This is a genomic window from Pseudomonas sp. KCJK9111 (assembly GCF_046231935.1).
GTDB lineage: Bacteria > Pseudomonadota > Gammaproteobacteria > Pseudomonadales > Pseudomonadaceae > Aquipseudomonas > Aquipseudomonas parafulva_B.
In genome coordinates this window covers 1-25,449 of the sequence record NZ_JBJJMO010000045.1, presented here as the reverse complement: position 1 = coordinate 25,449, position 25,449 = coordinate 1, and the positions used below count along the sequence as shown (strand labels likewise).

General features: G+C 61.9%; 22 protein-coding genes. 10 read left to right on the top strand and 12 right to left on the bottom strand.

All coding sequences use genetic code 11. The annotated features are described in order from the left end of the window. Positions 1–11 precede the first annotated feature (11 nt). Together ACK59L_RS15395 and ACK59L_RS15390 are read left to right on the top strand one after the other, a co-directional pair. The gene (locus ACK59L_RS15395; RefSeq protein ID WP_409274538.1) at positions 12–548 is read left to right on the top strand and encodes a PadR family transcriptional regulator; all 537 of its coding nucleotides are present in this window, start codon (positions 12–14) and stop codon (positions 546–548) included. Further along, entirely contained in the window at positions 541–1,302 is a 762-nt protein-coding gene (locus ACK59L_RS15390) for a siderophore-interacting protein (protein ID WP_196136177.1), read from the top strand. Before ACK59L_RS15395 ends, ACK59L_RS15390 begins: the two co-directional genes overlap by 8 nt. Positions 1,303–1,400: 98 nt before the next feature. Here the strand turns inward: ACK59L_RS15390 and ACK59L_RS15385 are convergent, their stop codons facing one another. After that, positions 1,401–2,024, bottom strand: a complete 624-nt coding sequence (locus ACK59L_RS15385; RefSeq protein ID WP_058605196.1) for a Pr6Pr family membrane protein — start codon at positions 2,022–2,024, stop codon at positions 1,401–1,403. Between the two features lies 1 nt (position 2,025). Continuing rightward, complete coding sequence (locus tag ACK59L_RS15380; RefSeq protein WP_027915371.1) at positions 2,026–2,247, bottom strand: VF530 family DNA-binding protein; 222 nt, start codon at positions 2,245–2,247, stop codon at positions 2,026–2,028. Between the two features lie 160 nt (positions 2,248–2,407). Here ACK59L_RS15380 and ACK59L_RS15375 point away from each other — a divergent pair, with 160 nt between their 5' ends. The 7 genes from ACK59L_RS15375 to cmoB all read left to right on the top strand — a co-directional run bounded on the left by ACK59L_RS15375 (position 2,408) and on the right by cmoB (position 13,358). Further along, positions 2,408–4,453: a TonB-dependent receptor gene (locus tag ACK59L_RS15375; RefSeq protein WP_409274535.1), complete on the top strand. Its 2,046-nt coding sequence runs from the start codon at positions 2,408–2,410 to the stop codon at positions 4,451–4,453. A 239-nt stretch (positions 4,454–4,692) separates the two neighbouring features. Then, entirely contained in the window at positions 4,693–6,027 is a 1,335-nt protein-coding gene (locus ACK59L_RS15370; protein WP_145256658.1) for a carbohydrate porin, read from the top strand. Between the two features lie 27 nt (positions 6,028–6,054). Then, positions 6,055–8,466 carry a glucose/quinate/shikimate family membrane-bound PQQ-dependent dehydrogenase gene (locus ACK59L_RS15365; RefSeq protein ID WP_058605199.1) on the top strand — a complete coding sequence of 804 codons (2,412 nt, stop codon included), beginning with the start codon at positions 6,055–6,057 and terminating at the stop codon, positions 8,464–8,466. 134 nt (positions 8,467–8,600) lie between these two features. Then, positions 8,601–11,021 carry an endopeptidase La gene (gene lon / locus ACK59L_RS15360; protein ID WP_058605200.1) on the top strand — a complete coding sequence of 807 codons (2,421 nt, stop codon included), beginning with the start codon at positions 8,601–8,603 and terminating at the stop codon, positions 11,019–11,021. Between the two features lie 110 nt (positions 11,022–11,131). Continuing rightward, a complete protein-coding gene (locus tag ACK59L_RS15355; protein ID WP_409274532.1) occupies positions 11,132–11,524 on the top strand; it encodes a protease inhibitor I42 family protein in 393 nt (130 codons plus the stop codon). 137 nt (positions 11,525–11,661) lie between these two features. Next, on the top strand, positions 11,662–12,405 hold the full coding sequence (gene cmoA / locus ACK59L_RS15350) for a carboxy-S-adenosyl-L-methionine synthase CmoA (RefSeq protein WP_409274530.1): 744 nt from the start codon (positions 11,662–11,664) through the stop codon (positions 12,403–12,405). After that, complete coding sequence (cmoB, locus tag ACK59L_RS15345; protein WP_167339820.1) at positions 12,402–13,358, top strand: tRNA 5-methoxyuridine(34)/uridine 5-oxyacetic acid(34) synthase CmoB; 957 nt, start codon at positions 12,402–12,404, stop codon at positions 13,356–13,358. The genes cmoA and cmoB overlap by 4 nt, the downstream gene beginning before the upstream one ends. An 8-nt stretch (positions 13,359–13,366) precedes the next feature. On the opposite strand, the gene pdxJ is transcribed toward cmoB, so the two are convergent. The 10 genes from pdxJ to rpoE form a co-directional block, all read right to left on the bottom strand. Beyond that, positions 13,367–14,089 (bottom strand): pyridoxine 5'-phosphate synthase, encoded by a 723-nt coding sequence (pdxJ, locus tag ACK59L_RS15340; RefSeq protein WP_230380071.1) that lies wholly within the window; start codon positions 14,087–14,089, stop codon positions 13,367–13,369. Positions 14,090–14,149: 60 nt separating this feature from the next. Beyond that, the gene (gene recO / locus ACK59L_RS15335) at positions 14,150–14,833 is read right to left on the bottom strand and encodes a DNA repair protein RecO (protein WP_058605207.1); all 684 of its coding nucleotides are present in this window, start codon (positions 14,831–14,833) and stop codon (positions 14,150–14,152) included. Between the two features lie 79 nt (positions 14,834–14,912). Next, positions 14,913–15,815: a GTPase Era gene (gene era / locus ACK59L_RS15330; protein WP_058605208.1), complete on the bottom strand. Its 903-nt coding sequence runs from the start codon at positions 15,813–15,815 to the stop codon at positions 14,913–14,915. After that, positions 15,808–16,497, bottom strand: coding sequence for a ribonuclease III (rnc, locus tag ACK59L_RS15325; RefSeq protein ID WP_023535270.1), 690 nt, complete (start codon positions 16,495–16,497; stop codon positions 15,808–15,810). Before rnc ends, era begins: the two co-directional genes overlap by 8 nt. 157 nt (positions 16,498–16,654) lie before the next feature. Beyond that, entirely contained in the window at positions 16,655–17,509 is an 855-nt protein-coding gene (gene lepB / locus ACK59L_RS15320) for a signal peptidase I (protein ID WP_058605209.1), read from the bottom strand. Positions 17,510–17,514: 5 nt separating this feature from the next. Next, entirely contained in the window at positions 17,515–19,314 is a 1,800-nt protein-coding gene (gene lepA, locus ACK59L_RS15315) for a translation elongation factor 4 (protein ID WP_023535281.1), read from the bottom strand. A gap of 182 nt (positions 19,315–19,496) precedes the next feature. After that, entirely contained in the window at positions 19,497–20,882 is a 1,386-nt protein-coding gene (locus ACK59L_RS15310; RefSeq protein WP_409274548.1) for a DegQ family serine endoprotease, read from the bottom strand. Between the two features lie 226 nt (positions 20,883–21,108). Then, on the bottom strand, positions 21,109–22,068 hold the full coding sequence (locus ACK59L_RS15305; RefSeq protein WP_058639318.1) for a MucB/RseB C-terminal domain-containing protein: 960 nt from the start codon (positions 22,066–22,068) through the stop codon (positions 21,109–21,111). Between the two features lie 12 nt (positions 22,069–22,080). Next, positions 22,081–22,671, bottom strand: coding sequence for a sigma-E factor negative regulatory protein (locus ACK59L_RS15300; protein ID WP_023535291.1), 591 nt, complete (start codon positions 22,669–22,671; stop codon positions 22,081–22,083). 31 nt (positions 22,672–22,702) lie between these two features. Next, the gene (rpoE, locus tag ACK59L_RS15295; RefSeq protein ID WP_003252049.1) at positions 22,703–23,284 is read right to left on the bottom strand and encodes an RNA polymerase sigma factor RpoE; all 582 of its coding nucleotides are present in this window, start codon (positions 23,282–23,284) and stop codon (positions 22,703–22,705) included. A 433-nt stretch (positions 23,285–23,717) separates the two neighbouring features. Here rpoE and nadB point away from each other — a divergent pair, with 433 nt between their 5' ends. Further along, the gene (nadB, locus tag ACK59L_RS15290; RefSeq protein WP_144966313.1) at positions 23,718–25,322 is read left to right on the top strand and encodes an L-aspartate oxidase; all 1,605 of its coding nucleotides are present in this window, start codon (positions 23,718–23,720) and stop codon (positions 25,320–25,322) included. Positions 25,323–25,449 lie beyond the last annotated feature (127 nt).

Genomic DNA, 25,449 nt, shown 5'->3' with positions numbered 1-25,449 from the left:
CACTTTCCAGCATGCGCGATTCTGAGTACTTCGAACGCAAATCCGGCCGCGGCGAACGCGGCCCTCGGGTGTTCGCCCCGGGCGATCTGAAACTACTGCTGCTCTCACTGTTGGGCGAACAGCCAGGACACGGTTACGACCTGATCAGGCAAATCGAAAAGCGCTTCGATGGCAGCTATACGCCAAGCCCAGGTGTGATCTATCCCACGCTCAACTTTCTGGAGGAAGCCGAACTCATCCAGGGCCAACCTCAAGGCAGCAAGCGGCTGTACACCATTACCGACACGGGTCGCAGCGCCTTGACCGAGCAGGCCGTGGCACTGGATGGGTTACGCGTGCGTATCGAAGTCAGCAAGCATGCCCTGCGGGGTCACGACCGCCCTGCTGAGATTCACGAGGCCGTGGGCAATCTGCGCCACGCCTTGCACATGCACCATGGCCGTTGGACACCCGAGGAAATCGAGCGAGTCCGCGACCTGCTCAACGTGACCGCCAAGGCCATTGCTGGCGGCCCCCATGCCCCTGACCAGGAGAGCGTCGATGAGTGAAGCCATCCACCGCGTCAACCACGAGATTCGCCAGCGCCGCCTGAACGTGCTGCGCGTGACCGACCTGACCCCGCGGATGCGGCGCGTGACATTGGGCGGCGCTGAGCTGCAGGGCTTCATCAGCCTGGGCACGGATGACCATATCAAGCTGCTGTTTGCCGAGACTGCCGAGCAGCAGCAAGCCATTGATGCCCGGGCACTGGGTCGGGAAGGTGGCGAGCGGCCCATCATGCGCGAATACACCCCCCGGCGCATCGACTTGCAGGCCAACGAACTGGACATCGACTTCGTGTTGCACGGCGATGGCCCTGCTTCAACCTGGGCGGCGCAAGCGGCACCGGGGCAAACCCTGGATATCGCCGGGCCGCGCGCCTCGATGGTGGTCCCGGACATTTTCGATGCCTACCTGCTGATCGGCGATGAAACCGCCTTGCCCGCCATCAGCCGCCGTCTTGAAGCCCTGCCTGCGGGGCGACGGGTGGTGGCCGTCATCCAGGTTCACGATGAGCAGGAGCGTCAGCCCTTGCCGAGCCAGGCGCAGGTGGACGTGATCTGGTCGGTACGGGGGCGGGACGACCTGGTGGCCACGGTCGAGGCTTTGCCATTACCCGAAGGGGCCTTGTACGCCTGGGTGGCGCTGGAAAAGAGCCTGACGCGTGAGGTCAAGACGCTGCTGATCAGCAAAGGCGTAGCCCAAGACGCCCTCAAAGCCGCCGCCTATTGGCGCGCGGAAGGTTCAGCGAGCGATGACTGAAAGGGGCCGGGGCGGCCGGGACGGCGCCTCGGCAATGTTCGTTGCGAAGCTCAAATCCCAGGGCAGCCTGAGAAGCTTGAATGACGGCACGCCCTTCCTTACCCCGCCCGCCACCTGTCCAGAATGAGCAGCACCCCGGCGATTGCCCAAAACCCTGCCAGCACACCCAGCGCATTGATCATCACCTGGCCGTACCCCAAGGTGGCGACGTCGATGAAAGGATAGGCGTAGACGCCAATCTCACTGCCGCGCCACAACGCATAGGCGAAATAGACGGCAGGATAGAACGCCCATAGCCCAAGGTGGTGCAGCCGCAGCCGCCCCTTGGGCACCTCGAACCACCAATACAAGACGTAAAGCGCTGGCATGACGTCATGCAGCAGCTCGTCTGCCAACCATTGCCAACCCTCCGGCTGCCACAGATGGCGCAACAACAGGCTATACGCCAGCGCCACCAGCACGATGCTCGCCGCCACCGCCGAGCTGACCACAGGAGACAGGAAAAAGCGCTTGCTCGCCCCTTCCCGGCCAAATGCGGCGTAGCTCAGGACAGTGGCCACCAGCGTATTGGTCAGCACCGTGAAGTAGCCGAACACGTTGATCAGGCCACCTATCAGGCTCGCCTGCTCCTGCCATCGCCCCCACAGCACCAGGTATACCTGAACGCTCAGGCCCAGCCAGCCCAGCATGGCCAGGGTGCTCAACCACGGGTGACGCCGCATGTCAGGCCTGGCGCTGCAGCTTGATGTACAGCTGCTCGACCTTCTCGCGGGCCCATGGGGTCTTGCGCAGGAAGGTAAGGCTCGACTTGACCGTCGGGTTGCTCTTGAAGCAGCGCACATCGATGCGCTCGGCCAGCCCCTGCCATTGATAGTGGGCGACCAGCTCGGTCAGGATCTGCTCGAGGGTCTTGCCGTGCAACGCGTTGTGTTGGGCAGTGCTCATGCCAAGGCTCCGGTACAAAGATGCGCACCTTACACCAGTGCAGGCATCGTCGCGCATCCTGCGCTGGACAAATAAGGCTGGCGGCGTGGGACACGGCTGTGCTGAAATAGAGATGTTATATTGTAACAATTAACATCTCTGCCAAGGATCGCTACAGCTCATGGTGCACTCACCGCTTCGCCTGTCTCCGCTCGCACTCGCACTTTGCATGGTCACCTCCTACAGTCAGGGGGTTGAACTTTCGCCCCAAGTCATCACTGCCAACCCGTTGGGCAGCGCCCAGTTGGCCAGCCCCAGCACGGTGCTGGAAGGCACCGACCTGCTGCAACAACAGCACAGCAGCCTGGGGGAAACCCTGAACCGACAGCCAGGTGTGGCCTCCACCTGGTTCGGGCCAGGGGCCAGCCGCCCGATCATCCGAGGCCTGGACGGGGATCGCATTCGCCTGCTGCGCAATGGCGTCGGCGCGCTGGATGCCTCGTCGTTGTCCTACGACCACGCCGTGCCCCTTGACCCCGTCACCGTCGAACGCATCGAGATCGTCCGGGGCCCCGCTGCCCTGCTGTATGGTGGCAATGCCATTGGTGGCGTGGTGAACACGTTCGACAACCGCATTCCCGATACCCCTATCGACGGCATCCAGGGAGCCGGCGAGTTGCGCTACGGTGGCGCCGACACCACACGCAGCAGTGCCGGCAAGCTGGAGGCCGGCAACGGCGCCTTCGCCCTGCACGTGGATGCCAATGCCCGTCAGTACAATGACTTGCGCATCCCAGGCTTTGCTCGCAGCGCCCGGGTACGCGATGCCGACGCCCCAGGCAGCAAGCATCGCCTGGAAAACAGCGACGGTCGCCAGGACGGCGGCGCGCTGGGCGGTGTCTATCACTGGGACCACGGTTATGCTGGCCTGTCCTACAGCCGTTATGACAGTAACTACGGTTCGGTGGCCGAGCCCGGCGTTCGGCTGGACATGGAGCAGGACCACTATGCTTTCGCCTCGCAGTTTCGCGACCTGGACGGCCCGTTCAGCTCGGTGAAGCTCGATGCCGGGTATACCGATTACCAGCACCGTGAAATCGAAGAAGGCGAAGTCCACACCACGTTCAAGAACAAGGGCTACGAGGCCCGTGTCGAGGCCCGCCACCAACCCCTGGGTCCCGTCGAAGGCGTGCTGGGCGCGCAAGTCAGCCGCAACGAATTCTCAGCCCTGGGCGAAGAAGCGTTCGTGCCGCATACCGATACCGACACCCTTGCACTGTTCTTGCTGGAGCAATGGCACGCCACTGATCGGTTGGACTTGAGCCTCGGGGCTCGGATGGAACACACCCGCGTCGACCCGGACGGCAAGGGTAACGCGCAGTTTGCAGACGCCGACAGCGCCAGTAGCTTCAATGCCTTTAGCCTGTCGTCGGGCGCCGTGTATCAACTTGACTCGATCTGGTCGCTCGCCGCCAACCTGGGCTACACCGAGCGGGCGCCCACCTTTTATGAGCTCTATGCCAACGGCGCGCATGTGGCCACCGGTGCCTATGAAGTGGGCGATGCCAGCCTGAGCAAGGAAAAGGCGTTCTCGGGGGACTTGGCACTGCGCTTTGACAACGGCACGCACAAAGGCAGCGTGGGCGTTTTCTACAGCCATTTTCGCAACTATATCGGCCTGATCGGCACCGGCAACCTGCGCGAAGGTCACGATCATGAGCATGAAGGCGAAGACCATGATCATGACCACGACCATGACGGCATTCCCGAATACCAGTACCAAGGTGTTCGAGCCCGCTTCTACGGCATCGAAGCGCAAGAGCGGTGGCAGTTGGCGCAGAACCGCTATGGCAGCTTTGCGCTTGAGCTGTCGGGTGACTATACCCGTGCCAAGAACCTCGATTCCGGCGAGCCCCTGCCACGAATCGCACCGTTGCGCCTGAACAGCGGGCTGGTGTGGGAGCTAGACCGCTGGCAGGCGCGGGTGGACGTTGAGCACGCCGCCGCTCAACACCGCAAGCCGGCCAATGAAACCGGCACCGATGGCTATACCACCCTGGGCGCCAGCGTGGGGTATCGGTTCGACGTGGGCCACAGCCAGTGGCTGGCATTCGTGCGTGGCGAGAACCTGACGGATCAGACGGTGCGTTACGCCAGCTCGATCCTGCGCGATATCGCACCTGCGCCGGGACGGAGCGTGGAAGTCGGCCTGCGCACCACCTTCTGAGCTAACCCGCTCGCCATGACGGGACACATGGGGCGTCATCCGCCCCATTCAGCCGCACTGTTACCCAAGGGGTAACAATGCACTGCGACATTTTGTCTTTTTTTCCCGCGCTTTACCCTATATCCTCCCCGCCGCAAGCTGAATCGCTTCACCCAACCCCCTTTTTCGTCAATCCATTGCCAGGGCTGCCTGTCGATGCGCTTGCCGTTTTTCCAACAACCAGAAGATAGCACTACCTCATGCTTCAACTGCCAAAATCCTGCTACCTCGGCCTCGCCCTGGCGACCCTGGCCAACGCAGCCCATGCCAACGAGCCATTTGCCAGTGACTCTCCCTGGATGTTTGGTGACTGGGCCGGGCACCGTACCGCCTTGCTTGACCAGGGTTACGACTTCACCTTGGGCTACACAGGCGAAATGGGTAGCAACCTGCGCGGTGGCTACGACCACGACCGCACTGCCCGCTACAGTGATCAGTTCACCTTCGGCAGCCACATGGACCTGGAAAAGATCTTCGGCTGGCACGACGCCGAATTCCAGCTCACGGTCACCGAGCGCCACGGCCAGAACATCAGCAACGACCGCATCAATGACCCCCGCGTGGGTGGCTTCACCTCGGCGCAGGAGGTATGGGGCCGCGGCCAGACTTGGCGCCTGACGCAGCTATGGGTCAAGCAGAACTATTTCGACGGCGCGCTGGACGTCAAGTTTGGCCGCTTTGGCGAAGGCGAAGACTTCAACAGCTTCCCCTGCGACTTCCAGAACCTGGCCTTCTGTGGCTCTCAGGTGGGCAACTGGGTAGGCGGCATCTGGTACAACTGGCCCGTCAGCCAGTGGGCCTTGCGCGTGCGTTACAACCTCAGCGACAGCCTCTTTGCCCAGGTTGGCGTATTCGAGCAGAACCCGTCCAACCTGGATTCGGGCAACGGCTTCAAACTCAGCGGCAGTGGCACCCAGGGCGCCGTCATGCCAATCGAACTGGTGTGGAGCCCGCGCATCAAAGGCATGAAGGGGGAATATCGCGCCGGGTACTACTACAGTAATGCCAAGGCTAGCGACGTACTCAAGGATAACGACGGGCAGGCGGCAGCGATCAGCGGTGCCGCCTACCGCAGCAGCTCAAGCAAGCACGGCGTGTGGCTGGGCGCCCAGCAGCAGGTGACTGCGCTGGCATCGGACGGCTCGCGTGGCTTGAGCGTATTCGCCAACGCCACGATGCATGACAAGAAAACCAATGCCATCGACAACTATGTGCAGGCTGGACTGGTATTCAAAGGGCCGTTCGACAGGCGGGCCAAGGACGACATCGGCCTTGCAATCGCCCGTGTGCATGTCAACCCGGCCTATCGCAAGAATGCTCGGCTGGCCAACCAGGCCGCGGGGCTTTACGACTATGACAACCCAGGCTTCTTGCCCGTACAGGACACCGAATACAGCGCTGAGCTGTATTACGGCATCCATCTTGCCGACTGGCTCACGGTGCGACCTAACCTGCAATACATCCGCCACCCCGGAGGCGTGTCGCAGGTCGACAACGCCCTGGTCGGCGGCTTGAAGATTCAAAGCACTTTCTAAAAACACATATCAAACGGAGAACATGCGATGAGCACTGAAGGTGCCAAAACGGGAAGCCGCTGGCTCCCCCGCCTGATCGGCGTCCTGCTGTTGTTGATGGGGCTGGCACTGCTGGCCGGCGGCATCAAGTTGAGTCAGGTGGGCGGGTCGCTGTATTACCTGATCGCCGGCATCGGCTTTGCCGTGTCTGGCGCCCTGCTGCTGGCCCAGCGCCGTATCGGCCTGGGTGTCTACGCCGTCGTATTGTTGGGCAGTACGGTCTGGGCACTGCTCGAAGTGGGCCTGGACTGGTGGCAACTGGTGCCGCGTCTGGCCCTCTGGTTCGCCATCGGCGTGGTGCTGTTGCTGCCCTGGTCGCGCCGCCCGTTGATCGGGCCAGCCAGCAAAGCCAACACGGCGCTGCTCACCGTTGCCGTGGTGGCTTCGGGTGCCTGCGCCGTCGCCAGTCAGTTCACCCACCCCGGTGAGGTGTATGGCGAACTGGGTCGCGACACCAGCGAAATGGCCAGCACCGCCCCGGCCATGCCCGACGGCGAGTGGCATGCCTACGGCCGCACCGAGCACGGCGACCGTTACTCACCGCTGCGCCAGATCACCGCGCAAAACGCCTATCGCCTCGAAGAGGCCTGGCGTATCCGCACCGGCGATCTGCCCAGTGACAACGACCCGGTGGAACTGACCAACGAAAACACGCCGCTCAAGGCCAACGGCATGCTCTATGCCTGCACTGCGCACAGCCGCGTGCTTGCCTTGGATCCGGACACCGGGGCTGAAATCTGGCGCTACGACCCGCAGATCAAGAGCCCGGTAGGCACCTTCAAGGGTTTCGCCCACATGACTTGCCGTGGCGTTTCGTACTATGACGAAAACCGCTACGTAAGCCGTGACGGTAGCCCTGCGCCTACTATCAGCGAGGCTGGCAAGGCCGTGGCTCAGGCCTGCCCGCGCCGTCTTTATCTGCCAACTGCCGACGCACGCCTGATTGCCATCAATGCCGACAACGGCAAGGTCTGCGAAGGCTTCGCCAACCAGGGCAGTGTTGACCTGACCACCGGCCTTGGGCCATTCACGCCAGGTGGCTACTACTCCACGTCGCCTGTGGCCATCACTCGCGATCTGGTGATCATTGGCGGTCACGTGACCGACAACGAATCGACCAACGAGCCGTCTGGCGTGATCCGCGCCTACGACGTACACGACGGCCGCCTGGTGTGGAACTGGGACAGCAACAACCCAGACGACACCGCGCCACTGGCACCGGGCAAGATGTACAGCCGCAACTCGGCCAACATGTGGTCGATTGCCAGCGTCGACGAAGACCTGGGCATGATCTACCTGCCGCTGGGCAACCAGACGCCGGACCAATGGGGTGCTGACCGTACGCCAGGCGCCGAGAAATACAGCGCCGGTGTGGTCGCACTGGACCTGGCAACCGGCAAGGCACGCTGGAACTACCAGTTCACCCACCATGACCTGTGGGACATGGACGTGGGCAGCCAGCCGACCCTGGTATCCCTGAAGACCGACGATGGCGTCAAGCCAGCGGTCATCGTGCCGACCAAGCAGGGCAGCCTGTACGTGCTGGACCGTCGTGACGGTACGCCGATCGTGCCGATCCGTGAAATCCCGACGCCACAAGGTGCGGTCAAGGGCGATCACACCTCGCCGACCCAGGCCCGTTCGGACCTCAACCTGCTCGGCCCTGAGCTGACCGAACAGGCCATGTGGGGCGCCACGCCGTTCGACCAGATGCTGTGCCGCATCCAGTTCCGCGAACTGCGCTATGAAGGCCAGTACACCCCGCCGTCCGAGCAGGGCTCGCTGATCTACCCAGGCAACGTAGGTGTGTTCAACTGGGGCAGTGTCTCGGTCGACCCGGTGCGCCAACTGCTGTTCACATCGCCCAACTACATGGCGTTCGTCTCCAAGATGATCCCCCGTGAGCAGGTTGCCGACGGTAGCAAGCGTGAGAGCGAGACCAGCGGCGTGCAACCGAACACCGGTGCACCTTACGCCGTGACCATGCACCCGTTCATGTCGCCGCTGGGCGTGCCGTGCCAGGCGCCTGCCTGGGGCTATGTAGCGGCCATCGACCTGTTCACCAACAAGGTGGTCTGGAAGCACAAGAACGGCACCACCCGCGACAGCACGCCGGTGCCGATCGGCCTGCCGGTTGGCGTACCTAGCATGGGCGGCTCGATCGTCACCGCCGGCGGCGTAGGCTTCCTGAGCGGTACGCTGGACCAGTACCTGCGCGCCTATGACGTCAACAACGGCAAGGAATTGTGGAAAGCCCGCCTGCCAGCAGGCGGCCAGGCCACTCCAATGACCTACACCGGCAAGGACGGCAAGCAGTACGTGCTGATCGTGGCCGGCGGTCACGGCTCGCTGGGCACCAAGATGGGCGACTACATCATCGCCTACAAACTCGCCGAGTAACCGGCACGGTGTCACCCAAAGCGGAGCCTGACGGGCTCCGCTTTTTCATGCGCGCGCGCCACTGCCCGGCAGCGGCTTGAAACCCTTCCTGCCTTGCCCCATCTAAGCACCATAGTCATTCACGCAGGTGCCCCATGAGCGACCAGCAGGATTACCCTGAACACGCCGACGATTCCAACGAAGTCGAACACACCAGTAGCCAGCCGATAACCGGCCATGCCTTGGCCCTGCCTGGACAGCAACTGCCGGACAAGGTCTATGTGATCCCCATTCACAACCGCCCATTCTTCCCGGCACAGGTGCTACCGGTCATCGTCAACGAAGAGCCGTGGGCCGAGACGCTGGACTTGGTGGCCAAGTCTCCCGACCACTGCCTGGCGCTGTTCTTCATGGACACGCCGCCTGAAGACCACCGCCATTTCGACACCAAGGCCCTCCCGGAGTACGGCACCCTGGTCAAGGTGCACCATGCCAGCCGGGAGAACGGCAAGTTGCAGTTCGTGGCCCAGGGCTTGACGCGGGTACGTATTCGGACCTGGCTCAAGCACCATCGTCCGCCCTACCTGGTTGAAGTCGATTACCCGCGCCAACCGGCCGACCCCACCGACGAGGTCAAAGCCTATGGCATGGCCCTGATCAACGCGATCAAGGAGCTGCTGCCCCTCAACCCGCTGTACAGCGAAGAGTTGAAGAACTACCTCAACCGCTTCAGCCCCAACGACCCCTCCCCGCTGACCGACTTCGCCGCCGCACTGACCTCGGCGACCGGCAGCCAGCTTCAGGAGGTGCTCGACTGCGTGCCCATGCTCAAGCGCATGGAAAAAGTGCTGCCCATGCTGCGCAAGGAAGTCGAAGTCGCTCGCCTGCAAAATGAAATTTCCGCCGAGGTGAACCGGCAGATCGGCGAGCATCAGCGCGAATTCTTCCTCAAGGAACAACTGAAGGTCATCCAGCAGGAACTGGGGTTGACCAAGGATGATCGCAGCGCGGATCTGGAGCAGTTCGAGCAGCGGCTCGAAGGCAAGACCCTGCCGGATCAGGCACGCAAGCGCATCGATGAAGAGATGGGCAAGCTGGCGATCCTGGAAACAGGTTCGCCCGAATACGCGGTGACCCGGAACTACCTGGATTGGGCGACAGCCCTGCCCTGGGGTATCTACGGCGATGACAAGCTCGACCTCAAGCACGCTCGCAAGCTGCTCGATCAGCACCATGCGGGACTGGACGATATCAAGGAACGGATCCTCGAGTTTCTGGCCGTTGGGGCATGGAAAGGCGAGATCAGTGGCTCCATTGTGCTGCTGGTAGGCCCGCCAGGGGTGGGCAAGACCAGCGTCGGCAAGTCCATCGCCGAATCGTTGGGCCGCCCATTCTATCGCTTCAGCGTGGGCGGCATGCGCGACGAAGCCGAGATCAAGGGGCATCGCCGCACCTACATCGGGGCCCAGCCCGGCAAGCTGGTACAAGCCCTGAAGGATGTGGAGGTGATGAACCCGGTCATCATGCTCGACGAAATCGACAAGATGGGACAAAGCTACCAGGGCGACCCTGCCTCGGCGCTATTGGAAACCCTGGACCCCGAGCAGAACGTCGACTTCCTCGATCATTACCTGGACCTGCGCCTGGACCTGTCCAAAGTGCTGTTCGTGTGCACCGCCAATACCCTGGACTCCATCCCCGGCCCGCTGCTTGACCGCATGGAGGTCATTCGCCTGTCCGGGTACATCACCGAAGAAAAACTGGCCATCGCCAAACGCCACCTCTGGCCCAAGCAACTGGCCAAGGCGGGCGTGGCCAAAAGCAGCCTGAGCATCACCGACAGCGCCTTGCGCCTGGTGATCGAAGGCTATGCCCGTGAGGCCGGCGTGCGACAGCTGGAAAAACAGTTGGGCAAACTGGTGCGCAAGGCCGTGGTGAAGCTGCTTGAAGACCCTACCGCCAAGCTCAAGATCGGACCAAAGGACCTTGAAGGTGCATTGGGCATGCCGGTGTTCCGCAGCGAGCAGGTGCTGGCGGGCAAGGGTGTGATCACAGGCCTTGCCTGGACGAGCATGGGCGGTGCGACCCTGCCGATCGAAGCGACGCGCATTCATACGCTAAACCGCGGTTTCAAACTCACCGGCAAGCTCGGCGATGTCATGAAGGAATCGGCTGAAATCGCGTACAGCTATGTCAGCTCCAACCTCAAGCAGTTTGGCGGCGACCCGGCGTTCTTCAACGAAGCGTTCATTCACCTGCATGTGCCGGAGGGCGCCACGCCGAAGGATGGTCCGAGCGCCGGCATCACCATGGCCAGCGCGTTGCTGTCCTTGGCAAGGGATCAGGCACCGAAGAAAGGCGTGGCCATGACCGGCGAGCTGACCTTGACTGGGCAGGTGCTCCCTATCGGTGGGGTGCGCGAAAAGGTCATCGCGGCCCGTCGGCAGAAGATCCACGAGCTGATCCTGCCCGAACCCAATCGCGGCGATTTCGAGGAGCTGCCCGAATACCTGCGCGAAGGGTTGACGGTGCATTTCGCCAAGCGCTTTGCGGATGTCGCGAAAGTGCTTTTCTAAAGCCCAGGAACAGGGGCTGTGCCACAGCCCCTGGTTCATTCGTACCTCGGTATGACTGCCGTGGCGCTTAATCGGTTATCCTCGGGCGTTCGACAACCCGTGGAGCCCCTATGTCCACCTCACGCCTTCTTGCCCCGTTGGGGCTGACCCTGCTAACCGCCTGCGCCCAACATGGGTTCGAGCCTGTCACCCTGGATGCCGACAGTGAGTGCCCGGTCTACCTTGAAAAAGGGCAGGTGTTGAACTTGACCCTACCCAGCAACCCTTCCACTGGCTACCGCTGGCGCGTGGAAGCCGCAGCCACGCCTGTGCTCGTCAGTCTCGGGCCTGAGGTCTACAGCGCGCCTGATCAGGAGGATGTGGTCGGCAACGAAGGCCTCTCGACGTGGCGCTATCAGGCCGATCAACCCGGCAAGGCGGCATTGAAGCTGGTCTACCAGCAGCCCTGGGCTAGGCAGGTGGCGCCTGTGCAAACCTTCGATTGCACTGTCGTCGTGCGCTAACGCTCGGTGCTGACGTACGTGGGCGTGCCTGCTCATACATACGCATGGTTCAGGCCAATCGGCGCCAAGCTGGCATGGCAAGATCAACCGCCATTCGATAAAATGCGCGCCCCGTTTTACCCAGCCCCGAGCCCGCCGTGACCACAGATCCCGATCGTCTTTTCGCCCAACCGTTGGCGCAGGTCCCCGACTTCGTTTTCAACGAGGATGTGGTGCGCGTGTTCCCGGACATGATCAAGCGCTCCGTGCCGGGCTACCCCACCATTGTCGAAAATGTGGGCGTACTGGCCGCGCGCTTCGCCAAGCCCGGTACGGCGCTGTATGACCTGGGCGCCTCGCTCGGTGCGGTAACGCAGGCCTTGCGTCGGCACGTGCGCGGGGAAGGTTGCCGAGTCATCGCCGTGGACAATTCCGCCGCCATGGTCGAGCGCTGCCGGGAATACCTCGCGGCCCAGGACTCGATGTTCCAGGAGTTGTTGCCTGTTGAGGTGCTGGAAGCGGACATCCTCAACCTGGCGTTCGAACCGGCCTCGGTGGTAGCGATGAACTTCACCCTGCAGTTCATCGCACCTCCACAGCGCCTGGCGCTATTGACGCGCATCCGCCAGTCACTGCTACCCGGCGGTGCCCTGATTCTTTCGGAAAAGCTGTGCTTTGCCGACAGCACCGCGCAGGCACTGCTCAATGACCTGCACCTGGACTTCAAGCGTGCCAACGGCTACAGCGAACTGGAAATTGCCCAGAAGCGCAGCGCCATAGATAACGTGATGAAGCCCGACACCCTGGAAACCCACCGCCAGCGCCTGCTCGATGCAGGGTTCTCGACCGTGGTGCCCTGGTTCCAATGCCTAAACTTTGCCTCGTTGATAGCCCTACCATGATCGACCTTTCTCCTCTGGCGCGCCGCCTGGCGGGCACCCCCCTGGCTGCATGGTCGCAAGGCCTGCAGGCGCAGCTCGATACCAAGCTGGAAAAAGGTCATGGCGACCTGGACCGCTGGCGCGGTGCACTGGACGCGCTTCCGGCGCTGCAACCGAGCGAAATCGACCTGGTAAATGGATTGCGCCTGGACTGCGACTGCGATGACGCCAGCCGCGTGCAGATGCGCCAGGCATTGATGGGGCTGTCGCCCTGGCGCAAGGGCCCCTTCGATCTGTTTGGCGTGCACGTCGATACCGAATGGCGCTCGGACTGGAAGTGGTCGCGCGTCGCACCGCACCTGGACCTCAAGGGCAAGCGGGTACTGGATGTTGGCTGCGGTAATGGCTATTACCAGTGGCGCATGCTAGGCGCCGGGGCCGACATGGTCATCGGGGTCGACCCGAACTGGTTGTTCTTCTGTCAGTTCCAGGCGGTGCAACGGTACTTGCCGGACCTGCCCGCCTGGCACCTCCCCTTCGCCCTGGAAGACCTGCCTGCCAGCCTCGAAGGCTTCGACACGGTGTTTTCGATGGGGGTGTTTTATCACCGTCGCTCGCCCATCGAGCACCTGCTGGCGCTCAAGGACTGCCTGGTAAAGGGCGGCGAGCTGGTATTGGAAACATTGGTGATCGAAGGCGACACACAACAGGTGCTGGTGCCCGAGGACCGTTACGCGCAGATGCGCAACGTGTGGTTCCTGCCCTCGGTCCCAGCCCTGGAGCGCTGGCTGCGCCGGGCTGGGTTCAGTGATGTGCGCTGCGTGGATGTCAGTGTCACGAGTCTGGAAGAACAGCGCAGCACCGAATGGATGCGCTACCAGTCGCTCAGTGATTTCCTCGACCCCAGCGATTCAGGCAAAACCATCGAGGGCTTGCCTGCCCCGCGTCGCGCCACGCTGGTAGCGCGCAAGTAACCATTGGCTCAACGCGAGGCCGCGAGAATCAACGCCTTCATTTCTGAAACGGCGGCCTTGAAGCCCACGAACAATGCGTGGGCGACCAGTGCGTGGCCGATGTTCAGTTCGTTGATGCCCTTGATGGCCGCCACGGCCTCGACGTTATGGTAGTGCAGGCCGTGACCGGCATTGACGATCAGGCCCTGCCCGAGGCCAAACGCAACGCCATCGACAATGCGCTTGAGCTCCTCGGCCACTTCGGTAGGTGATTGCGCGTCGGCATAACGGCCGGTGTGCAGCTCGATGGCCGGCGCGCCCACCCGGTGCGAGGCCTCGATCTGGCGTTCGTCGGCATCGATGAACAGCGACACTTCTGCGCCGATGCGCGACAGGCGCTCGACGGCCGCCTTGATCCGCGCTTCCTGGCCTGCCACATCCAACCCACCTTCTGTGGTGAGTTCCTGACGGGTTTCAGGTACCAGGCAGATGTGTGCAGGGCGGATCTTTTCGGCAAAGGCCATCATCTCTTCGGTGACGCCCATTTCGAAGTTCATGCGCGTCTGCAATACATCCTTGAGCAGCAGCACGTCGCGCTCCTGGATGTGGCGGCGATCCTCGCGCAGGTGCACGGTGATGCCGTCGGCACCCGCCTCTTCAGCATCCAGCGCCGCCTTGACAGGGTCTGGATAGCGCGTACCCCGGGCCTGGCGCAGGGTGGCCACATGGTCGATGTTCACGCCGAGAAGCATGCGGTTGCTGTGAGTCACGAAAGGCTCTCCTTGGATTGAGCCCTACAGCATACGTCGTGATCAGCGCTTGCGAAACAGTTCGCGGCTGACCAGCGGCTTGCCACCCAGATGAACGGCCAAGGCCTGGCGCATCAAGCGCTTGGCCGCCAGCAAAGCACCTGGCGTTTCCCAGTCCGCCTCGGCCAGGGCCAGCAACTCGGTGCCACCGAACAGCCCAGGCTGGGACAGTTCGACCCGCTCCAGCCCAGCGTCCACGCGCAGGCGGTACAGCCCCTCGGCGGCAATGGGCTGATCAACGACATCCCTGTGCAGCGAGAAGGCGTAACCCAGCTCATCGAGCAGCCGCCATTCAAAAGCCCGCAACAGCGGCTCAAGCGGGCGGCCGGCGAGTAGGGCTTGCAAGGTTTGCGCGTAATGATCGAACAACCCAGGCGAAGGTACCTCTGCCGGGAGCAGGCGCATGAGCAACTCATTGAGGTACAAACCGCTGAAGACAGCGTCCCCGTGCAGCCAGGGTGCCATGCCGACCGTTTCCAGCCTGCCAACGTTCTTCAGCTCCCCTCGCCCGCGCAGCTCAAGCTCCAGTGGCACGAAGGGGCGCACCAGGCTGCCACCCTTGCCACGCGCACGGCGCAATACGGCACGTACGCGCCCCTGGGGGGTGAAGAAGTCCACCAGCGCGCTGGTTTCCTTGTAGGCGCGGCTGTGCAGCACGTAGGCTGGCTGACCGACAGGTTGTTCCATGAAATTCACCAGCCCGCGTGAGGCAGACGCTGGCGAGAACGCACCGACCGGGGCGTACTCGCATCAGGCCGCGTGAGCCTTAGAGGTCGCCGTAACCCAGCGAACGCAGGGCGCGCTCGTCATCGGACCAGCCGCCTTTGACCTTGACCCAGAGGTTGAGCATCACCTTGGCGTCGAACAGCACTTCCATGTCCTTGCGCGCGTCGGAACCGATGCGCTTGATGCGCTCACCCTTGTCGCCGATGATGATTTTCTTCTGCCCGTCGCGTTCGACCAGGATCAGTGCATGGATATGCAACACATGCCCCTGCTGCTTGAACTCCTCGATCTCGACCGTGATCTGGTAAGGCAGCTCGGCGCCCAACTGGCGCATGATCTTTTCGCGCACCAGCTCGGCAGCCAGAAAGCGGCTGCTGCGATCGGTGATCTGATCTTCCGGGAAGAAATGCTCGTTTTCCGGCAGGTGCTTGGCAATCAGCGCTTCGAGCGACTCGAGGTTGTGGCCCTGCTGTGCGGAAATGGGCACGATCTCGGCATTGGGCAGCTGGCCTTGCAGCCACTGAAGGTGCGGAATGAGCTCGGCCTTTTCATCCATGCGGTCAGTCTTGTTCACCGCCAGGATCACCGGGCCGGTCACATACTGGACGCGCTCGAGCACCAACTGGTCCTCATCTGTCCAGCGGGTGCGGTCCACCACGAAGATCACCACGTCGACGTCCTTCAAGGCCGCCGAGGCGTTGCGATTCATGTAGCGGTTCAGGGCCTTGTCGTTGGCTTTGTGCATGCCGGGGGTATCGACGTAGATGGCCTGCACCTGGCCCTCGGTCTTGATGCCGAGCATGTTGTGGCGCGTGGTCTGTGGCTTGCGCGAGGTGATGGCCAGCTTCTGACCGAGGATGTGATTCAACAGGGTCGACTTGCCGACGTTGGGGCGACCGACAATGGCGACGTAGCCGCAACGGGTGGTGGTGTTCTCAGTCATTGCCATTCTCCACGCCCAGGGCGATCAATGCGGACGCAGCGGCTACCTGCTCGGCGATACGCCGGCTGACACCCTGACCACGACTCTTGTTGTTCAGCAGCACCACTTCGCATTCGACGAAGAACGTACGGCAGTGAGGTTCGCCCTGGATATCCACCACTTCGTAACGCGGCAGCTCGCAACTGCGCGATTGCAGGAACTCCTGCAGGCGCGTTTTAGGATCTTTGTTGGTATCGACCAAGGTCAGCCCTTCGAACTCGTTGGCCAGCCAGGCAAGCACGCGCTCGCGGGCCGTGTCCATGTCGGCGTCCAGGTAGATGGCCCCGATCAAGGCCTCCAGCGCATCGGCCAGAATGGACTCGCGGCGAAAGCCCCCGCTTTTGAGCTCGCCGGAACCCAGGCGCAGGTATTCGCCCAGGTCGAACCCGCGGGCCAGACGGGCCAGGGTCTCGCCCTTGACCAGGCGGGCGCGCAGCCGTGACAGCTGCCCTTCACGGGCCTGAGGGAAGCGCTCGAACAGCGCCTCGCCGGCGACGAAGTTGAGAATGGCGTCACCGAGGAATTCCAGACGCTCGTTGTTGCGTCCGGCATAGCTTCGGTGGGTCAACGCCAGGAGCATCTGGTCCTGGTCCTTGAAGGTGTAACCGAGCTTTCGCTCCAGGCGGGTAAGGGAAGCAGTCATGCGGCCACCCGATCGTTGTTAAACGCGTTGTTCAAATCAGCATCCTGAAAGACGGTTTGGCCATGGTCACCGCACGCTGGGCGGCGAATCTCCCATCCCTGAGACACAGCCTATGTCAGAAAAGCATTCGGCGCTGTATGGACAGCGCCGAAGGGTATCAATGGATCAGTCCGACCCGCGACAAGTTAGGCAGGTGGCTGAGTTTCGGCTCAGGCCAGCTCATCCATACGGCGAAAGCCTTGCCAACGATGTTGCGGTCCGGAACCATGCCGTGCAGTTCCTTGGGAATATTGGGGTCATCCCAGTAACGGCTGTCGTTGGAGTTGTCGCGGTTGTCGCCCATCATGAAGTAATGGCCGGCTGGTACCGTCCATTGCTGGTCCGGCGGCATGCGATAACGGCTCATCTCCTTGCGGATCAGGTGCTCTGCAGCACCGAGCTTCTCCTTGTACAGCTGAGCGCTGCCTAGGGTCCCAGGCTCGGTACCCACCAGTTGCTCGGCGACCCGCTGACCGTTGACAAACAACTGCTTGTCGTTGGTGTAGCGGATCTGGTCACCGGGCAAGCCGACGACCCGCTTGATGTAGTTGACGTTCGGGTCGCTGGGGTAGCGGAACACCATGACATCGCCGCGCTGCGGGTCGCCCACCTCGATGACCTTCTTGTCGATCACCGGCAAGCGGATGCCGTAGGAGAACTTGTTCACCAGGATGAAGTCACCCACTTCCAGCGTGGGTTTCATCGACCCCGACGGAATCTGGAACGGTTCGACCAGGAACGAGCGCAGCACCAGCACGATGAAGAGTACCGGGAAGAACGACTTGCCGTATTCGACCAGCAAGGGTTCCTTGTTCAAGCGCTCGACCACCGCCGGTTCCGGCTGGCTGACACTGCCCTGGTAATTGGCGATCGCCGCACGTCGGCGCGGCGCCAGGAACAAAAGGTCGATCAGGCCCAACAGACCGCACACGAACACGGCAATGACGAGCAACAGCGGGAAATTTAGCGACATAGGACCTAACTATCCAACCTGAGCACGGCGAGGAAGGCTTCTTGTGGAATTTCCACGTTGCCCACCTGTTTCATGCGTTTCTTACCGGCCTTCTGCTTCTCGAGCAGCTTCTTCTTACGGCTGACGTCGCCGCCATAACATTTGGCCAGTACGTTCTTTCTGAGCGCCTTGACAGTGGTACGCGCGATGATCTGGCCACCAATGGCTGCCTGGATCGCCACATCGAACATCTGCCGCGGGATCAGCTCCTTCATCTTCTCGGTCAACGCGCGGCCTTTGTACGCAGCGTTGTCGCGGTGCACGATCAATGCCAGGGCATCGACCTTGTCGCCGTTGATCAACACATCCAGCTTGACCAGGTTGGCCGACTGGTAACGATCGAAGTGATAGTCCAGCGAAGCATAGCCACGGCTGGTGGACTTCAAGCGGTCGAAGAAGTCCAGTACCACTTCGTTCATCGGCATGTCGTAGCGCACTTGCACCTGGCTGCCCAGGAACTGCATGTCGCGCTGAACGCCACGCTTCTCGATACACAAGGTGATCACGTTACCCAGGTGTTCTTGCGGCACCAGGATGGTCGCGGTCACGATCGGCTCGCGGAAGTCGGTGACCGACGAGACGTCTGGGAGCTTCGACGGGTTGTCGACGACAATGGTTTCACCCGTCTTGAGTTCCAGCTCGTAGATCACGCTGGGCGCGGTGGTGATCAGGTCCAGGTCGTACTCGCGCTCCAGGCGCTCCTGGATGATCTCCATGTGCAGCATGCCCAGGAACCCGCAGCGGAAGCCAAAGCCCAGGGCGTCGGAGCTTTCGGGCATGTACTGCAGGGACGAATCGTTGAGGGTCAGCTTCTGCAGGGCATCGCGGAAGTCTTCGAAGTCATCGGAACTGACCGGGAACAGGCCGGCGTATACCTGCGGCTGGATCTTCTTGAACCCAGGCAGCACTTCGACTTCCGGAGTGGACGACAGGGTCAGGGTATCGCCAACCGGGGCACCGTGGATGTCCTTGATGCTGGCAATGATGAAGCCTACTTCGCCGGCCTTGAGGTCGGCGGTCTGGGTGTGCTTGGGCGTGAACACGCCCACGCTGTCGACCAGGTGCAGCTTGCCGGTGGACTTGACCAGAATCTTGTCGCCTTTCTTGACGCGACCGTGGCGCACGCGCACCAGCGAGACCACCCCCAGGTAGTTATCGAACCAGGAGTCGATGATCAGGGCTTGCAGTGGCGCGTCGATATCGCCAGTCGGGGCGGGAATGGTATGCACCAGGCGCTCGAGCACCTCGTCCACCCCCATGCCGCTCTTGGCACTGCAGGCCACAGCGTCGGTGGCATCAATGCCGATGATCTTCTCGATCTCGTCCTTGACGCGATCGGGATCGGCCTGTGGCAGGTCCATCTTGTTCAGGACCGGCATGACTTCCAGGCCTTGCTCGATGGCCGTGTAGCAGTTGGCGACGGACTGAGCCTCGACGCCCTGACCGGCATCGACCACCAGCAACGCCCCTTCGCACGCCGCCAGCGAGCGCGAGACTTCATAGGTGAAGTCGACGTGGCCGGGGGTATCGATGAAGTTGAGCTGGTAGACCTTGCCGTCCTGGGCCTTGTAGTTGAGCGTGACGCTGTGGGCCTTGATGGTGATCCCGCGTTCGCGCTCCAGGTCCATGGAGTCAAGCACCTGGGCTTCCATTTCGCGCGCTGTCAGGCCACCGCACATTTGAATGAAACGGTCGGCCAGCGTCGACTTGCCATGGTCGATGTGGGCGATGATGGAGAAATTGCGGATATGACTCAAATCACTCACGGGTCAACACTCGGAAAAGGCTGCGAGCCAGACGCCCGCCGAAAAATAGCCGGCAATTGTACCTGAAGCTGCCAGGATGTGGGAGATTCCTCTGCCCGGCCGTCACCTGCAGCTTGGCAGGGAAGTGTCACTGCACATGAAAAAGGGCAGCTGTCGCTGCCCTCCTCCCGTATCCGCCGCGCTTACTCGGCGAGCTTGAAGGTAATGAAGCTGGCACGCCCCTGGCGCAACACGCGCATGGACACAGAGCGGTTCTTCGGCAGCTCCTTGGCGATCTGCGTGAATTCCTTGGCCGAACCGATGGCCTGGTTGTTCAGGTGACTGATCACGTCACCCGGACGCAGGCCGATCAGCGCGGCCGGACCATCCTGCACTTCCTTGATGACCACGCCGCCCTTGAGCTCCAGGGACTTCTTCTGCTCGGCAGTAAGGTCGGCCACCGAGACGCCCAGGCGATTGCTGCTGCGCTCGACATTGCTGTCGCCGGCACCGGCGCCGATGTCGGCATCGTCGTCTGGCAGTGCGCCAACGCTGACATCGAGGGTTTGGCGCTTACCGTTGCGAATGATGTCCAACTTGGCCTTGGCACCATCCTTCAGACCACCTACCAGGTGCGGCAGGTCGGCCGACATGATGATCGGCTGGCCATTCATGCTCAGGATGACATCACCGACTTGTAGGCCGCCTTTGGCAGCAGGCCCGTTTTCAAGCACCTGGGCGACCAGCGCACCGGCCGGTTTGTCCAGACCGAAGGATTCAGCCAGGTCCTTGTTGACCTCCTGGATGACAACGCCCAGCCAGCCGCGGCTGACCTTGCCGTCCTTCTTCAACTGATTCGAGACGTCGATGGCCACGTCGATCGGGATCGCGAACGACAGGCCCATGAAGCCACCGGAGCGCGTGAAGATCTGCGAGTTGATCCCCACCACTTCGCCGTTCATGTTGAACAGCGGCCCCCCGGAGTTACCCGGGTTGATCGCAACGTCGGTCTGGATGAATGGTACGTAGGTGTCGTTAGGCAGCGTGCGACCCTTGGCACTGACGATACCTTTGGTCACCGAATGGTCGAAGCCGAACGGCGAGCCGATGGCCAAAACCCATTCGCCGACCTTGAGCTTTTCCGAATCGCCCAGCTTGACGGTAGGCAGGTTCTTGCCTTCCACCTTCAGCAGCGCGACGTCGGTGCGCGGGTCGGTACCGACCAGCTTGGCTTGCAATTCGCTACGATCGGACAGGCGCACGATGATTTCGTCGGCGTCGGCGATCACATGGTTATTGGTCAGCACATAGCCGTCGCTGGAGATGATGAAGCCCGAGCCCAGTGACTGCGCCTCACGCTGGCGATCACCACGCGGCGCACGCGGTTGCTGCGGAAGGTTGCGCTCGAAGAATTCGCGGAACATTGGCGGCAGACCTTCGAGATCCGGCATTTGACCCGCGGCGCTGCGACGGTCCGGAAGCTTCTGCTTGGTACTGATGTTGACGACCGCAGGCGAGGCTTGCTCGACCAGTGTCGTGAAATCCGGCAAGGCTTCTTCAGCCTGGACCGTCAGCACTTGCCCGAGCATCAGCACGGCCGCGAAGAACGATAGATAGGGTTTCAAGCGAGGTATTGACATACGGCTCCCGTCACAACGAGCGGTAATTAAAAAACGACCCTGCACAACGCAGCAATGGCCAGACTCCCAGAAGCCTGACCTATAGAAAATTTGCCGTCAGATTGCAAATGACAATGCTTTAATTTCATTTCAAAAAGCCACGCTCTACACAAGCACGCTCGCCATCAGCCTTCGATCAATGACTCGCCTGGGCATCTTGAGGACGCATCGACAAGGCGACGCGTTCGGCCGTGCCGAGGGGGATCTCGCCAACGACGGTCACCATCATCTGGCCCTTGGGTGTACTCAGACGCCTTGATACCGCCGATGTGGGGCCCAACTGGGTACGCACATCGGCGCCAGCCTCGCCTTTCACAGGCTCGATGAAAACAGAGAACCGCGCCAGACCGTCGTCATACATCAAGGTGCTGACCGGGCCACCCTGCCCAGGTTCGCGGCGGATGGTGCTATTGACCACTTCGAACCCCGAAGGCAGCCAATCGGAACGCCACCCAGACACAGCACCGCCGGCAGGGGCTGCCGCCACCACGGGCTTGCAGGCCGAACTGGGGCGCAGATCGTCGTCGGTTGGCACACGCGCTTCGAGCCGAGTCATCTGGAAGCGCTCCAGCAACTGGCCTTTCTCGTTGAGCATCAGCGAGCGCAGCGGCAAGCCCGTTACACGGTCCAGGTGCAGTTCGTAGCCGTAGCGGTGCTGATCACGCGGCGAGAGTGACACGACCACCGCGTCCCGGCCTGCAACGCGAGATTTGCCGGACACGGATAGGTCATACCAACTCATGAGCTTGAGGGGGTCAAGGCGACGCGGCGCGCTGTCGGGCGGCGCCGAGATACCCTCGGCAAGCCCGCCACTGACGCACTGTACCTTGCCATCGACGCGCACGATTTCCTGGGCGGTGCCATCGAGCTGCAGCAGCCGCTCGCTGACCTTGCCCTCTTGGACACGGTGCCAGATATCGTGGGTTGAAAAGCTGCCGTTACGTTCGTAAACGAAGGCGCCCAGGTAGCTCTGTCGTTGCTCGGCCTGTGCCAGCTTGTTCAACCACTCGTTCGCCTCGGGCGAAGAGTTGGCAGCCAATGCTGGCACCGTCATGCAGCTGCCGAGCAGCAGCGACAGGAGAGGTAGCGCGCGCATGAGCCTCCCTAATTAGCGGTTTTCCAGGCTGGCGGCGCGGGCGTAAGGCAATGCGGTTTCAGAACCCTTCAGAGCGGACTCCTGGGCATGTTGACGCAGGTAACCTGGCAGGCGCTGATCCCAGCCAGCCTGGTTCTGCAGCACGCCGTTGGCCATTGGGCCGGTCGGCTGATCACTGCTTTCGCTGTAGCCGGCCAGCACGGCAGGGCCTTGGGCCTGAGGCACGGTCACACCCTGCTGAACAGGCTGCTGGGCAGCCAGCTGAGCACCGGTGATATCGTCCTGGTTGTACAGGCGCACACCTGCCAGTACGGCGAGGGTAACCGACGCGGCAACGGCCACACGGCTTACGGTGCGCCATGGGCCTTGCTTGGCCTTGGCAGGTACGGCCTCATCGGCCAGTGCCGCGGATACCGCCGAGGCGATGTCCAGGTTAGGCAGCAGCAGCTCCTTGTGCATGGCTGCGCGGGCTACCTGGTAACGCGACCAGGTGGCACGGGTTTCGGCATCGTCGACGGCGTTCAATACCCGACGCAATTCCAGTTGGTCCGCTTCGTTATCCATTACCGCGGACAGCGATTCCTGCAAAGCTTCACGACTCATGGCGGTTCCTCTTTTGGCTGTAGCCGCTGTCTCAGGTTTCCTGCAGCAAAGGCTGCAAGGCTTTGTCAATGGCCTCCCGAGCGCGGAAGATCCGAGAGCGCACGGTACCCACTGGACATTGCATGACGCTGGCAATGTCTTCGTAACTCAGGCCATCGAACTCTCGCAGGGTCAGCGCCGTACGCAAGTCTTCTGGCAGCTGCTGAATGGTGCGATGGACAGTGCCTTCGATCTCATCCCGCAACAACGAGCGCTCCGGGGACTCAAGATCCTTGAGGCCATGATCGCCGTCGTAAAACTCCGCATCCTCGGAGCTCACATCGCTGTCTGGCGGCCGTCTTCCACGGGACACCAGGTAGTTCTTCGCCGTGTTGATGGCAATGCGGTACAGCCACGTGTAAAACGCACTGTCACCGCGGAAATTGCCAAGCGCACGGTACGCCTTGATGAACGCTTCCTGTGCTACGTCCTGGGCTTCGTGGGTGTCATGGACAAACCGCACGATCAACCCGAGAATCTTGTGCTGGTACTTCAGCACCAATAGATCGAAAGCTCGCCTGTCGCCGCGCTGTACGCGCTCGACCAGTTGCTGATCTTCTTCCTGGGTTAGCATGAACACTCCTCGGTGAACTCGAAGGAGTGTTGCAGCGGCCATCGCTCAGGCTTGCAACCATAGACTCGGGCTTTGCGCAAAAGTTCTCCCCTCCAAGCAAGTTTCCTGCAGACCTTGAGCGGCGTGCACGGAAGACGCGGTACGGCAGCAGCCGACAACGTCGATAATCAGGTTACGAATACGCAGGTGAGCCCAATGTCGAGCTACCGCCCTGCGTCGCCGCGGCAAATTGTTGGCGTGCGGGCAGCCTTCATAGGATTTCCAGCCACGCTGGAAAGTTCCCACAATGCCTGCCGTTACCGGGCGAGCGGCATGGAAAAGGGCCACCCGAGGCTGCTATAAAGGCCACCCGGCCAATAAACGATAGTTTCACAATGCCATCGACGCGTGGCTATTGTGCCGTGCCCCTTCCGAAGATTACTAGTGTCCTGACATGAGCCAACAATTCCAACATGATGTCCTGGTTATCGGCAGCGGCGCAGCGGGCCTTAGCCTGGCCCTGAACCTGCCTGCGAATCTGCGCATTGCGGTGCTGAGCAAGGGTGACCTGGCCAGCGGTTCGACCTACTGGGCCCAAGGGGGCGTAGCGGCGGTGCTCGATGGCGCCGATACGATTCAGTCCCATGTGGAGGACACCCTCAATGCCGGCGGCGGCCTGTGCCACGAAGACGCCGTTCGCTTTACCGTTGAGCACAGCCGCGAAGCCATCGAGTGGCTGATCGAGCAAGGCGTGCCGTTCACCCGGGACGAGCCCCACGGCGTTGTCGACGCAGGCTTCGAATTTCATCTAACGCGTGAAGGTGGCCATAGCCACCGGCGCATTATCCATGCCGCCGATGCCACGGGCGCGGCCATCTTCAACACCTTGCTGGCCCAGGCCAGGCAGCGCCCGAACATCGAGCTGCTGGAGCAGCGTGTGGCCGTGGACCTGATCACCGAGCGGCGCTTGGGCTTGGACGGTGAGCGCTGCCTGGGCGCCTATGTGCTGGACCGCAACACGGGCCAGGTGGACACGTTCGGTGCGCGGTTCACGGTGCTGGCCACGGGGGGTGCGGCGAAAGTGTACTTGTACACCAGCAACCCGGATGGCGCGTGCGGCGATGGTATCGCCATGGCCTGGCGGGCCGGCTGCAGGGTCGCAAACCTTGAATTCAACCAGTTCCACCCTACGTGCCTTTATCACCCGCAGGCCAAGAGCTTTTTGATCACCGAGGCCCTGCGTGGCGAAGGCGCCCTGCTTCGCCTGCCCAACGGCGAGCGCTTCATGCCCCGCTTCGACCCGCGCGAGGAGCTTGCCCCGCGCGACATCGTGGCGCGGGCGATCGACCATGAAATGAAGCGCCTGGGGGTGGACTGCGTCTACCTGGACATCTCGCACAAGCCTGTCGAGTTCATCAAGAGCCACTTCCCCACCGTTTACGAGCGGTGCCTGAGCTTTGGCATCGACATCACGCGCCAGCCAATACCTGTCGTGCCGGCAGCGCATTACACCTGTGGTGGCGTCATGGTGGACGACAGGGGGCACACGGATGTGCCGGGGCTGTATGCGATTGGTGAAACCAGTTTCACGGGGCTGCATGGCGCCAATCGCATGGCCAGCAACTCGCTGCTGGAGTGCTTCGTCTACGGCCGGGCGGCGGCGGCCGACATCCAGGCGAACCTCGAAAATGTGGGCATGCCTGAGGCCTTGCCTGGATGGGACGCCAGCCAGGTCACGGACTCGGACGAGGATGTGATCATCGCGCATAACTGGGATGAGCTACGGCGCTTCATGTGGGATTACGTGGGGATCGTGCGGACCAGCAAGCGGTTGCAACGGGCGCAGCATCGCGTGCGGTTGTTGCTGGATGAAATCGATGAGTTCTACAGCAACTACAAGGTCAGTCGGGATTTGATCGAGTTGCGCAATTTGGCGCAGGTGGCGGAGTTGATGATTCGCTCGGCGATGCAGCGCAAGGAGAGCCGGGGGTTGCATTACACGCTGGATTATCCGGCGATGCTTGGTGAGGCCAGGGACACGGTGCTTCAGCCCGACTGAATAGAGGGGAACCTAGGACAGCTGAAGCGATTTCGATCTTGATCTTGATCTTGATCTTGATCTTGATCTTGATCTTGATCTTGCTTTGGCTTTTGATCTTCGCGACTTCAGGAGGCCGAACGCAGGG